Raw genomic sequence first — 12,519 nt, 5'->3', positions numbered from 1 at the left:
ACTCAACCTACTCAGAGGGTCCGACAAGATCAGAGAACTGCCCGGACCGCCTCGGCAACAGGCGTCTCCCCGTTCACCAACTCCAGCGTCTTACCAACCGTGCCAGGAGCCTCAAGCAACTCCGCCAGCACAGCAGCAACATCAGCACGGGTGACAGAAGCCCGAGGCAACCGAGGCGCAGCCAAGGTGACCAGCCCAGTAGGCGCACCATCAACCAACGGCCCAGGCCGCAGAATCGTCCAATCAAGATCCCGCGCCCGCAGATCATCCTCAGCCAGCTTCTTGGCCTTCAGATACACAGCGAACTCCGGATCCACCGAAGGCGAGTCAGCAGACTCGATCCCCACGGTGGAAACCTGGAGAAACCGCCGAACCCCGGCCTCCACAGCAGCAGAGGCGAAGAGCGCAGCGGCCCCGTAGTCCACAGTGTCCTTGCGGGCGGCACCGGATCCGGCACCAGCTCCAGCGGCGAACACAGCCGCGTCAGCACCGTTCAAATACGCGGCGACCGAGTCCAGCTCCGCGGACTCCAGGTCGCACAACACCGGAACGGCTCCGGCTTCCTGCACGTCACCAAAATGATCGGGATTGCGGACCAGCGCGGTGGCGGCGTGTCCACGGGTGGTCAGCAGCTGCTCGAGAAGCAGCGCGATCTGCCCGTGTCCGCCGGCTATGACTACTCGCATGATCCGACCGTAGATCAGTGAGCGGCGACCAGCACGACTCGTAGATCAGGAAGCGGTGGCGAGCACCTGCTCGTAGACGAGCTCGTTGACCCAGCGGGTGATGGCGGTGTCCTCGGAGGGCACGTTCTCCTGGCGACCGGACACGTCGACCGAGAGGTCCTTCTCGTCGTCGGCCAGCAGAACCGACACCCCGTAGCGACGGACGCGCGGCAGGCAGTTCGCGAGGTAGTCGTGCGAGAACGCGACGGACTCGGGCAGGACGACCGCGGCGTTGCCGTAGCGGGCGAAGGGAACGGCGGAGGCGAGAGCCGTCCTCCAATGACGGGCGACGGCGAGAACGCCGACGATGCGGACGGCGGCCGGCGGCACGCGGCCTTCCATCTCCGGCCACACCCACGTGGAGACGGTGGTCTTGTCGGCCTCGGGGCCCGCACCCACGCACACGCGCTCGGCGTGGGCATCGGCCAGGAGCTCGGCCACGACGACGACCTTGCGGCCCATGAGGACCATTTCGGGGAGAACCACGCCGTGCCAGCCGAGGCGGATCGCCGCAGCGGCTGCCAACTCCTCGACGGACGCGGGCAGTTCCGGAACCGGGACCGGGGTGGTCGACAGACCGTTCGAGCTGTCGAGTGCCGCGATCCTTGCTGGGGTGCTGCTCACGCCAGTGCCTCCTCGTCACCCGCGGCGGGAGATCCGCCGCGTTTCGACTCGTGCTCTGGCATAAGAATTAGCAGGAAGCGCGCGGCCCGCCCCCAGGTCACAGGACCCCCTGCGATCGACGGCGCCGACCGGTCGGTGACCGGTCGAGGAGTGGCGAGGGGAGTTCGGTCCTACGGTGCTGCCGTCTGGGTGACGTTAATCCAGATGGACGCACCAAAAGACCTGCTCAGGGTGGGTGATCCAGGCGTAGGGGCGAAATGCCGCCCAGCGGCGCCGGTCACCGTCCGTCGACCGTTCACCGCGCCAGAACGACCACCTACATGATGATCACGGTCTTGCCGGGCCCGTGACCTGCGAAAACGTCGGCCGCATCGCGCAACGGGACGCGTCGGGCGATGGGTACCTCCAGGTCACCCGCTTGCACCATCGACGCCAGCCGCACCAGCGTCTCCCGTGACCCCTTCATGCTGAAGTTCTGCGCCTGATCAGCGGAAACGTAGTTCGTGTTGAAGGCCAGCGGCGCGTAGCGCGCGTTCGCCTCGAACGACGAACGGTCGGCGCTCACGAGGTCGATCAGGGCGTCGGCCTCGACGAGGGAGTCGCCGCGGCCGATCGGGATGACCCGCTTGCCCGCCGCACGCGCGATCTGGACGGTGAACGACCCCACACCGCCCGAGGCACCGACGACCAACACGGATTCCGCGGCCCCGAGCGACTCCACCAACTGCAATGCCGTCATACCCGCGGTCGGCAATGCGGCGGCGACGGCGGGATCGAGGTCTTCCGGCAACGGGGCCAACGCGTTCCCTGCCGGAACTGTGACGTACTCGGCGTATGTACCGCCGCCGACGGGCCGCCGGAAGAAGGTGCCGAAAATCCTCTCTCCGGAACCTTCCACCTCACCCGCACCATCAGTTCCGGGAACCAGCGGGAACTGATGGACAGCGGTGTCCCGGAGCATCCCGTTCACGACTTTGCGGTCGAACGGGTTCACGCTCGCCGCGAACAACCGCACCTTCAACTCGTTCGGACCCGCCACGGGCTCCGGAACCTCGACCAACTCGAGCTCCGCGCCGAAATCCGCTGCCGCTATCGCCCACATGCCGACCCCCCGAACGAGTGACAGACATCACCTGTTGGATCAAGGAATCCAATACGACCGATCAACGAAAGAACCCCCCTCGCGGATTCCACGAGGGGGGTTCTCACTGTCTTTTCTATGGGCAAGGGGGGAGTTGAACCCCCACGTCCTTTCGGACACACGGACCTGAACCGTGCGCGTCTGCCATTCCGCCACTTGCCCCTGGAGACGTTGGAAACACTAGCACGCGTCCAAACCAGGTTCCTAATCGCCCCCTGTAGGTGCGGTCGTACCCGGATACGATCGGTACAGGAGCCCGGCCGAGCGGAAGGAGTCGACATGGGCCTGCAACGCTTCGAGCGCAAGCTCGAAGGTCTCGTCGGCAACACCTTCGCGCGCGTGTTCGGCGGCAGCGTGGTGCCCCAAGAGGTGGCACAGGCACTGCAACGGGAGGGTGACAGCAACATCCGCGAGCTCGCGGGTGGCAGACTGCTAGCCCCCAACCACTACAAGGTGCTCCTCGGACCTCAGGACCACGAACGTCTTGCGGGCGACGAGCAGGATGAACTACGCATCACACAGCTTCTCGCAGAGGGCCTGCGAGAGCACCTGGCCGAGTCCGGATGGGATACCTATGGTGACGTCGTAGTCTCCCTGGAGCGCTCCGAGGCGCTGCACACCGGACAGTTCCGAACCAGCTCGTCCGTCGACCCCGACGTGAAAGCGGCCAGCCGACGGTCAGCACCACCTCGCACCGCAGGAGACCGATCCATGAGCCAGCCACCCGGCTACGGACAAGGACAGGGCCAGCCCGGCCAGGACCCTTATGGTCAGGGCGGCTACGGCCAGCAGGGCTACGACCAGCAGCAGCAGGGCTATGACCAGCAGGGTTATGGCCAGCCGCAGGGTTACGGCCAGCAAGGACAGGACCAGGGTTACGGCCAGCAGGGCTATGGCCAGCAGGGCTACGACCAGGGCTATGGCGGCGGCCAGCAGGGCGGCGGCTACGACCAGGGTTACGGCCAGCAGCAGGGCTACGACCAGGGCTATGGCGGCGGCCAGCAGCAGGGCTACGGCCAGGACCAGGGTTATGGCCAGCAGCAGGGCTACGGCCAGCAGCAGGGTTACGACCAGGGTTACGGCGGCGGCCAGCAGGGCGGCGGCTACGACCAGGGTTACGGCCAGCAGCCGGCCGGCGGTTATGACCAGGGTTACGGCCAGCAGCAGGGCTACGGCCAGCAAGGCGGCTACGACCAGGGCTACAACCAGGGCGGATACGCCCCGCCGGCCACCCAGGGCGCGAACCGTCAGCTCAACGCGACATTGCACCTCGACGACGGTTCCAACCGCACGTACAACCTCAAGCAGGGTGGAAACGTCGTAGGACGTGGGCAGGAAGCCGACTTCCGCCTCCCGGACACGGGTGTCTCCAGGCGCCACCTGGAAATCTCGTGGGACGGGCAGAATGCGATGCTCGCTGATCTCGGTTCGACCAACGGCACCACGGTGAACGGCACGCCAGTGCAGACTTGGCAGCTCGCGGAGGGCGACGTCGTCCGCATCGGCCACTCGTCACTGGTTTTCCGCACCGCGGGCTAGAGGTCGATACGGGCGTCGGTAAGCAACTCAAGGCAGGAGCGGTTACAACCGGTGCCAGAGCTGGTGATGCAGCTGACCAGAGCGGGCTTTCTCGTGCTCCTCTGGCTCTTTGTGCTGGCCGCCCTACGTGTGGTCCGCTCTGATCTCTACGCAGCCTCAGGGCTCCGGGCGTCAGGTCTGCCTGGGTTCCGGAGGTCCGAGAAGTCGGCGAGGGGAAGCAAGGCGCCTCGGCAACTCGTGGTCACCCACGGGGCGCTCACAGGCACCCGCATCTCTCTCGACGGCAGGCCGATCCTGATCGGCCGCGCTGACGACTCCACCCTCGTGCTGGACGACGACTTCGCGTCGACCAGGCACGCGAGGCTGTCCATGCGCGGCACCGACTGGTACGTGGAGGATCTCGGCTCCACGAACGGCACCTACCTAGACCGAGCCAAGGTCACCGCACCTCTGCGCGTACCTCTCGGCACCCCGATCCGCATTGGCAAAACGGTGATCGAGCTGCGCTCATGACCTTGGTTCTTCGATACGCGGCCCGAAGCGACAGGGGCCTGGTTCGCGCCAACAACCAGGACTCCGTGTACGCGGGCCCCCGCCTGCTCGCAGTAGCCGACGGCATGGGTGGCCACGCCGCCGGTGAGGTCGCGAGCAAGGTGGTCATCGCCTCGCTGGCCCACGTCGACGACGACGAGCCGGGCGACGACCTCCTCGGCAAGCTGCGCGACGCGGTCGCGAGTGGCAACGGCGCCATCTCCGAGCTCGTGACGAGCGACCCGGACCTGGAGGGCATGGGCACCACGCTCACGGCCATCCTGTTCGCGGGCAACCGTCTCGGGCTCGTGCACATCGGCGACTCGCGCGCGTACCTCCTGAGGGAGGGCTCCTTCGCGCAGATCACGCACGACGACACGTTCGTCCAGTCGTTGATCGACGAGGGCCGGATCACCCCGGACGAGGCCGCCACGCACCCGCAACGCTCGTTGCTGCTGCGCGCCCTCACGGGGCACGACTTCGAGCCCAGTCTCACGGTGCGCGAAGCGCGTGCCGGCGACCGGTTCCTGCTCTGCTCGGACGGTCTGTCCGGTGTCGTGAGCATGGAGACGCTCGACGAGGCGATCCGCATCCCCGATCCGCAGGCCTGCTCCGACCGCATGATCGAGCTGGCGCTCAAGGGCGGCGGTCCCGACAACGTCACGGTGATCGTGGCGGACGTCGAGGACGTCGACTTCGGCGACAACTACCCGATCGTCGGTGGCGCGGCGGGAGACGGCAGCGAGGAGCACAACACTCCGCCGGACTCCGCTGCCTCCAGGGCTGCGACGCTCACGCAGCAGCGCCCGTCCATGCCTCAGCGCATGGACGCGCCGCCGCCTCCCCCACCGGACCCGAAGCGCAAGAAGCGCAACGCCATCAAGGCGTTCGCGATCATCTTCGTGCTGCTCCTGCTGACCGGTGTCGTGGCTGTCGGCGGCAAGCTGTGGCTCAACACCCAGTACTACGTGGGCGCCACCGAGGACGGCCAGGTCGCGATCTTCCGCGGCCTCAACGGCTCGGTGATCGGCTTCAAGCTGTCTTCCAAGGTCGAGGACTCGTGCCCGCCCGGATCCACGGGCTGCACCCCGATCACGCTGAAGGACCTGCAGGAAGCCGGCCGCAAGACCATCACCGCGGGCATCCGCAGCGACAACGGCCTGGACGGCGCCCGCGCCGCGGTCAGGTTGCTGCGGACCGAGCACATGCTGCCGCTGTGCAAGGACACGTCGTCGACGTCGACCACCACGACCCCCTCGACGCCGACGAGCACTCCGTCCAGCGCGCCGTCGAGCACGCCGCCCGCCAACGGCTCTCCGAACCCGGAGACCGGTTCCACCGAGCCTTCGCTCACCCCCTCCCAGCAAAAGCCGGGTGTGGAATGCCGGGAGGGTCCGTAGTTGATGGGCTCGCCCGTCCCCGCCGGGGAAGGTTCACCAGGCGCGTCGGTGGCGACCAGCACGTCGCCAGGGCTGAAGGCGCCGACGCGACGCGGCACCGAACTGGTGATGCTGTCGTTCGCCGCCGGTCTCGTGACGCTGGCACTGATCCTGGTCGAACTGAACCAAGAGCGCTCGCTGAGTCTGAGGATTCTCTACCTCGGTCTCGCGTACCTCGGTCTTTTCGCCTGTGCCCACCTCGCCGTGCGCAGGTGGGCGCCGTACGCCGACCCGGCGATCCTGCCGTGCGTCGCGCTGCTCAACGGGCTCGGCCTGGTGGTCATCCACCGGATCGACCTGGCGCTGGAGGGCACCGTCTTCCCGGACGGCTCCACCTGGGACCCGGTGGCGTTCAAGCAGGTCATCTGGACCGGCATCGGGTTGCTGCTGTTCGCGGCGACGCTGAAGTTCCTGCCGGACCACCGCATGCTGGCGCGCTTCGGCTACACGTTCGGCCTCGTCGGACTGGTCGCCCTGCTGCTGCCCGGTGTGCTGCCCGGCTTCATCGCGCCGACGATCAACGGCGCGAAGATCTGGCTGCGCATCGGACCGCTGTCGATCCAGCCGGGTGAGTTCGCCAAGATCCTGTTGATGGTCTTCTTCGCCGCGTTCCTCGTGTCGAAGCGGGACCTCTTCACCGTGGCCGGCCGCCGGTTCCTCGGCATGGACCTGCCGCGAGCCCGTGACCTGGGCCCGCTGTTCGCGGCCTGGGGCGTCACGGTCGCGGTCATGGTGCTGCAGAAGGACCTCGGCTCGTCGCTGCTGTTCTTCGGCATCGTGCTGGTGCTGCTCTACATCGCCACCGAACGTGCCGCGTGGGTCGTGCTCGGTCTGGGCATGTTCTCCGGCGGCGCCATCATCGCGTGGAAGCTCTTCACGCACGTGCAGCAGCGCGTCGCGAACTGGCAGGACCCGATCGCCCGCTACGACGTGCTCGGCGGCGGTTACCAGATCTCGCAGTCGCTGTTCGGTCTCGCGACCGGCGGCATCGGCGGTGCGGGCCTCGGCGCCGGCCGTCCGGAGATGATCCCCGAGGCGAACACCGACTTCATCACCGCCGTGATCGGCGAGGAGCTCGGGTTCGTCGGCTTCGCGGCCCTGCTGCTGGTCTACATGGTCTTCGCGTTGCGCGGCCTGCGCGGTGCGATCTCCGTGCGCGACAGCTTCGGCAAGCTCCTGGGCGGTGGCCTCGCGTTCGCGGTCTGCTTCCAGGTGTTCATCGTCGTCGGCGGTGTCACCAAGCTGATCCCGATGACGGGCATCACCGCGCCGTTCCTGTCCTACGGCGGTTCGTCACTGCTCGCCAACTACATCCTGGTCGCGTTGCTACTGCGAATTTCTGCGGCAGCACGGGCCCCGCAGCGAATCGCGAAGCCGAAACCGCAACAACCGGCTATCGCCGACCAGCACACTGTGATGGTGGAGCGTCCCAAATGAACACACCGCTCCGCCGCGTCGGCATGGCCATGATGGTGATGATCCTGCTCCTGCTGGGCAACGCCACGTGGGTGCAGGTGATCAACGCCGACGAGTGGCGCAAGAACGCCTACAACCGCCGGGTGCTGCTCGACGAGTACGCCCGCAAGCGCGGTCTGATCACGGTCGCCGACGGCACGGTGATCGCGGATGTCAAGGAGACGAACGACCGTCTCCGGTTCCTGCGCACCTACGGCGGGGGCAAGGCCTACGCGCCCGTCACCGGCTACCTGTCGGTCACCTACGGCACGTCCGGCATCGAGCGCGCCGAGAACGACCTGCTCAACGGCTCGGACGACAGGCTGTTCACGCGCCGCGTCTCCGCGTTGATCACCGGTCGTGACCCGGTCGGCGGCAACGTGCAGCTCACCCTGAACGCCAAGGTGCAGCAGACCGCGTACGACCAGCTGACGGCGAAGGGCTACACCGGTTCGGTCGTCGCGATCAAGCCGGACACCGGCGAGATCCTCGCGATGGCGAGCACGCCGTCCTACGACCCGAACCTGCTCGCGAGCCACGACGTGAACGAGCAGGCGGCGGCCTGGAAGCAGCTCACCGCCAAGGACTCGAACGACCCGCTGGTCAACCGCGCGACGCAGGCCCTGTACCCGGCCGGCTCGACGCTGAAGGTCGTCGTCGCGGCCGCCGCGCTCGCCGACGGCAAGAACAAGGACACCCAGTACACCGCCAAGGGGTCGATCACCCTGCCGGGCAGCCAGACGCAGCTGCCGAACTTCAACGGCACCCCGTGCGGCCCCGGCGAGACGGTGCCGATGGAGACCGCGCTCGCCAAGTCGTGCAACACGGCGTTCGGTGAGATGGCGGGCCAGCTCGGCGCGAACAAGCTGCGCAGGCAGGCCGAGAAGTTCGGCTTCAACGACCCGGACCTCTCGGTGCCGCTGGTCGTCGAGACCTCGACGCTCGGCCCGATCCCCGACGACGCTGCGCTGTACCAGACCGGCATCGGCCAGCGCGACGTGCAGATCACCCCGCTGGAGAACGCGGTGGTGGCGGCGACGATCGCGAACAACGGCAAGCGCATGCAGCCGTACCTGGTGTCGAAGATCCTCGGCCCGGACCTGAAGTCGATCGACGACACCGAGCCCGACCAGGTCGAGACCGCGATGACCACGGCCAACGCCAACGCGCTGCGCGACATGATGATCCAGTCGGAGATCAACACCGGTGGCGAGGGCCGCCTGCAGAACGTGCAGGTGGCGTCGAAGACCGGTACCGCCGAGCACGGCACCGACGCGCTCAAGAACAACCCGCACGCCTGGTACATCGCCTTCGCGCCGGCGCAGAAGCCGGAGATCGCGATCGCGGTCATCGTCGAGGACGGTGGCGACCGCGGTCTGGGCGCCACCGGTGGCAAGGTCGCCGCCCCGATCGGGCGCGCCGTGATGAACGCGTACCTGGCAGGCCGCTGATGCTGACCAAGGGCCAGCTCCTCGCCGACCGCTACCGCCTGAGCAGGCGGATCGCGGTCGGTGGCATGGGCGAGGTCTGGGAAGCCGCGGACGACCGGCTCGACCGCCGGGTCGCGGTGAAGGTGCTCAAGGCGGAGCTCTCCGGCGACCCGGAGTTCCTGCACCGGTTCCGCGTCGAGGCGCGGATGACGGCGTCGCTCAACCACCCCGGCATCGCGTCGGTGCACGACTACGGCGAGACCGCGTCCATCGCGGACGGACCGGAGGACACGGCGTACCTGGTGATGGAGCTCGTCGAGGGCGAACCGCTCGCGACGATCATCTCCCGCGGCCGGCTGACCGCAGAGGTCACGCTCGACCTGCTGGAGCAGACCGGGAACGCGTTGCAGGCCGCCCACGAACGCGGGCTCGTGCACCGCGACGTGAAGCCCGGCAACATCATGGTCACGCCGTCGGGGAAGGTGAAGATCACCGACTTCGGCATCGCGAAGGCCGTGGACGCGGCACCCGTGACGCGGTCCGGCATGGTGATGGGCACCGCGCACTACATCGCCCCCGAGCAGGCACTTGGTGGCGAGGCCGAACCGGCGAGCGATGTTTACTCGTTGGCAGTGTGTGGCTACGAGTGCCTGGCCGGTCACCGGCCGTTCCTGTCGGACAACGCCGTGACGGTCGCGATGATGCACATCCGCGACATCGCGCCGCCGTTGCCGCGGGACGTCCCGCCGGGTGCGCGGGCGTTGATCGAGGCGACCCTGGTGAAGGACCCGCGGCAGCGCTACCGGACCGGCGGCGAGTTCGCCGCAGCGGTCAGCGCGGTGCGGGTGGGCCAGCCGCTGCCGACGCCGTCCGGGTTCACGATGCCCCAGCCGATTCAGCAGTCGATCCCCCAGTCGATTCCGCAGCAGGTGCAGGTGCCACCACCTCCACCGCCGCCGCAGGTGTCGCAGCCTCTGCAGATCCCACCGCAGATGGCGCACCACCCGGGAGGACAGGCTCGTCCCGGTACCCACCCGGCGATGCAGCCCGCACACCAGACGGGCATGCAACCGGTGCACCAAACCGGAACGTTCACTCCCATGCCGACGCCACCGGGGAGAAACCGGACCGTCGTCTGGGTTATGGTCGCTGTTCTGGTGGCAGTGCTGCTGATCCTTGGCGTGTTCCTCCTCTGGAAGTACACCGTCAAGCCGAACGACAGCACGGGGCAAGGTGGCAGGCCGACGACGTCCAGCACGGTGCCCTCCAACGCCCCGGCGAACGGTCAGGCGAAGCCCGACTCCGCCGACCGCATACCGGGCAGTGCGCCGAAGCGGCTCGACGAGGACGACTACATCGGCCGTTCCGGCGACGAGGTCAGCATCGAGTTGCTCGACCACGGCATGGAACCCAAGGTGCAGAGCGCGCAGGGCACACCGCCGGGCGACTTGAAGAAGTGCCGGGTCACCGCCATCGCGCCCACGGGCGATGTGCCGGTCGGCTCGCAGGTGAAGGTGACGTGCGCGCCATGAGCAAGACCAGAACCGAGTTCGGAACACCGTCGACGAGGAGCGGGACGAAGCACCGATGAGCACTCCGCGACTGCTCTCAAACCGCTACGAACTGGGCGAGACTCTCGGGTACGGCGGCATGTCCGAGGTCCACAAGGGGCGGGACGTCCGCCTCGGCAGAGACGTGGCGATCAAGGTGCTGCGAGCAGACCTCGCCCGTGATGCCCAGTTCCAGGAAAGGTTCAAGCGCGAGGCCCAGAACTCGGCCGCCCTGAACCACCCGGCGATCGTCGCGGTGTACGACACCGGCGAGACGCAGACCGAGTACGGCCCGCTGCCGTACATCGTGATGGAGTTCGTCGACGGTCGCACGCTGCGCGACATCGTGAAGACGCAGGGCCCCCTGTCGGGCAAGCGCGCGATGGAGGTCATGGCCGACGTCTCGGCCGCACTCGACTTCAGCCACCGCCACGGCATCGTCCACCGCGACGTGAAGCCGGCGAACGTGATGATCACGAAGTCCGGCGCCGTGAAGGTGATGGACTTCGGCATCGCCCGTGCGCTGCACGACGGCCAGGCCGCCGTCACCCAGACCGCCGCGGTGATCGGCACGGCCCAGTACCTGTCGCCGGAGCAGGCGCGCGGCGAGTCCGTCGACGGCCGTTCCGACGTCTACGCGGCCGGTTGTGTGCTGTTCGAGCTGCTGACCGGCGAGCCCCCGTTCACCGGTGACTCGCCCGTCGCGGTCGCGTACCAGCACGTGCGGGAGGACCCGAAGGCACCGTCGCAGCTGAACCCCAAGGTGTCGCCGCAGCTCGACGCGATCGTGCTGAAGGCGATGTCGAAGGGCCCGGCGAACCGCTACCAGTCGGCCGCGGAGATGCGCGCCGACCTGGTGCGCGTGCTGTCGGGCCAGCGCCCGTCCGCACCGGCCGTGATGACGGCCGAGGACCGCACCGCCGTCATGAACGAGCAGGCGGCGGCGCGTTCGCAGCGCACGCAGGTCGTGTCCGGCGGCAGACACCGCCCGGCGGCGCTGAAGTCGGAGCCGGACGACGACTACGACCCGATCGCCGACGAGGAAGAAGAGCGTCGCGCGAGGCGCAAGAAGGCCATCATGGTCACGCTCGTGGTGATCCTGTGCGTGGCGGTCCTCGGACTGGCCGCGTGGATCACCATGAACCTGATGGACAAGGGCAGCGAGACGACGGAGAAGGCCTCGGTCCCGTCGATCGTGGGCCTGAGCCCGCTGGAGGCCAGGGAGAAGATCACCAAGGCCGGTCTCGTGGCCCTGCAGGAGGACGTCGCCTGCGAACCAGGCCCGGCAGGTACCCCGGCGAAGTGCACGGCCGACCAGATCAACAAGGTCATCAGCACGAACCCGCCGGAGGGCACCCAACTGGCGAAGGGCGCGCAGGTCACCGTCTCCGTCGGCGCACCTCCCGGCGAGGGCACCGTTCCCGACCTGAAGGGCAGGACCGCGCAGGAGGCCCAGGTGATCCTGGACAAGGATCCCAACGGCTTCAAGCTGCAGCAGGGCGAGTCCGTCGAGGTCGAGGACGCGAGCAAGGCCGGCAAGGTCGCGGGGCAGAACCCGGAGGTCGGCCTGAAGCTGAAGAAGGGTGGCACGATCACCATTCAGCTCGGCAAGGCTCCGGAGAAGCAGAACGTGCCGAGCGTCGTGGGTGACGACGTGAACGACGCCCGCCAGACGCTGGAGGGCTCGAACTTCAAGGTCGTCATCGACGAGGTCGACAGCTCGAGGCCGCAGGGCACCGTCATCTCGCAGACGCCCACCGGCAACTCCAAGGCCGAAAAGGGCACGCAGGTCACGCTGAAGGTCTCGAAGGGCAACCAGTTCGAGATGCCCGACCTCGTCGGACTCGAGCAGAAGGAAGCCGAGCAGAAGCTGAGGGCGTTGGGCTGGAACGGTTCCTTCAACGTGCAGAAGGAGACGACCAGCGACCCGTCGAAGCGCGACAAGGTGCTGACGCAGCAGCCGGCCAAGGGGTCGTCGATCACCAAGGGCACCGCGGTGAACGTGACCGTCGGGCAGTTGGGGATCGGCGGAAGCTGATCCGCTGAACGTGAAAGGGGCGGCTTCCGTTGGGAAGCCGCCCCTTT

Annotated in this window: 10 protein-coding genes and 1 tRNA gene; 7 read left to right on the top strand and 4 right to left on the bottom strand. The window is 67.7% G+C overall.

The features are described 5' to 3' along the window. Positions 1-29: 29 nt before the first annotated feature. The 4 genes from ACSHWB_RS14015 to ACSHWB_RS14000 all read right to left on the bottom strand — a co-directional run bounded on the left by ACSHWB_RS14015 (position 30) and on the right by ACSHWB_RS14000 (position 2,652). Positions 30-686: an NAD(P)H-binding protein gene (locus ACSHWB_RS14015; protein ID WP_439662464.1), complete on the bottom strand. Its 657-nt coding sequence runs from the start codon at positions 684-686 to the stop codon at positions 30-32. A 45-nt stretch (positions 687-731) separates the two neighbouring features. Next, positions 732-1,349 (bottom strand): hypothetical protein, encoded by a 618-nt coding sequence (locus ACSHWB_RS14010; protein ID WP_355298041.1) that lies wholly within the window; start codon positions 1,347-1,349, stop codon positions 732-734. Positions 1,350-1,665: 316 nt separating this feature from the next. Further along, positions 1,666-2,451 (bottom strand): NADP-dependent oxidoreductase, encoded by a 786-nt coding sequence (locus ACSHWB_RS14005; protein ID WP_439662463.1) that lies wholly within the window; start codon positions 2,449-2,451, stop codon positions 1,666-1,668. A gap of 118 nt (positions 2,452-2,569) precedes the next feature. Further along, positions 2,570-2,652: transfer RNA gene (locus ACSHWB_RS14000), tRNA-Leu, on the bottom strand. A 117-nt stretch (positions 2,653-2,769) separates the two neighbouring features. On the opposite strand from ACSHWB_RS14000, the gene ACSHWB_RS13995 reads away from it, so the two are divergent. The 7 genes from ACSHWB_RS13995 to pknB are packed head-to-tail and all read left to right on the top strand — an operon-like array spanning position 2,770 to position 12,472. Further along, the gene (locus ACSHWB_RS13995) at positions 2,770-4,029 is read left to right on the top strand and encodes a DUF3662 and FHA domain-containing protein (RefSeq protein WP_439662462.1); all 1,260 of its coding nucleotides are present in this window, start codon (positions 2,770-2,772) and stop codon (positions 4,027-4,029) included. A 51-nt stretch (positions 4,030-4,080) separates the two neighbouring features. Continuing rightward, on the top strand, positions 4,081-4,542 hold the full coding sequence (locus ACSHWB_RS13990; RefSeq protein ID WP_030465595.1) for an FHA domain-containing protein FhaB/FipA: 462 nt from the start codon (positions 4,081-4,083) through the stop codon (positions 4,540-4,542). Continuing rightward, positions 4,539-5,960, top strand: coding sequence for a PP2C family protein-serine/threonine phosphatase (locus tag ACSHWB_RS13985; RefSeq protein WP_439662461.1), 1,422 nt, complete (start codon positions 4,539-4,541; stop codon positions 5,958-5,960). Before ACSHWB_RS13990 ends, ACSHWB_RS13985 begins: the two co-directional genes overlap by 4 nt. A gap of 3 nt (positions 5,961-5,963) precedes the next feature. After that, complete coding sequence (locus tag ACSHWB_RS13980) at positions 5,964-7,436, top strand: FtsW/RodA/SpoVE family cell cycle protein (protein ID WP_439662460.1); 1,473 nt, start codon at positions 5,964-5,966, stop codon at positions 7,434-7,436. Next, the gene (locus ACSHWB_RS13975) at positions 7,433-8,905 is read left to right on the top strand and encodes a peptidoglycan D,D-transpeptidase FtsI family protein (RefSeq protein WP_439662459.1); all 1,473 of its coding nucleotides are present in this window, start codon (positions 7,433-7,435) and stop codon (positions 8,903-8,905) included. The genes ACSHWB_RS13980 and ACSHWB_RS13975 overlap by 4 nt, the downstream gene beginning before the upstream one ends. Next, on the top strand, positions 8,905-10,416 hold the full coding sequence (locus ACSHWB_RS13970; protein WP_439662458.1) for a serine/threonine-protein kinase: 1,512 nt from the start codon (positions 8,905-8,907) through the stop codon (positions 10,414-10,416). Before ACSHWB_RS13975 ends, ACSHWB_RS13970 begins: the two co-directional genes overlap by 1 nt. A 55-nt stretch (positions 10,417-10,471) precedes the next feature. Then, positions 10,472-12,472: a Stk1 family PASTA domain-containing Ser/Thr kinase gene (pknB, locus tag ACSHWB_RS13965; RefSeq protein WP_439662457.1), complete on the top strand. Its 2,001-nt coding sequence runs from the start codon at positions 10,472-10,474 to the stop codon at positions 12,470-12,472. Positions 12,473-12,519 lie beyond the last annotated feature (47 nt).

The sequence above is a fragment of the Lentzea sp. HUAS TT2 genome (assembly GCF_051853195.1).
In the GTDB taxonomy this organism is placed as follows: Bacteria; Actinomycetota; Actinomycetes; order Mycobacteriales; family Pseudonocardiaceae; genus Lentzea.
Note: the sequence above shows the minus strand (reverse complement) of the source record. Positions and strands in the feature narration are given on the sequence as shown.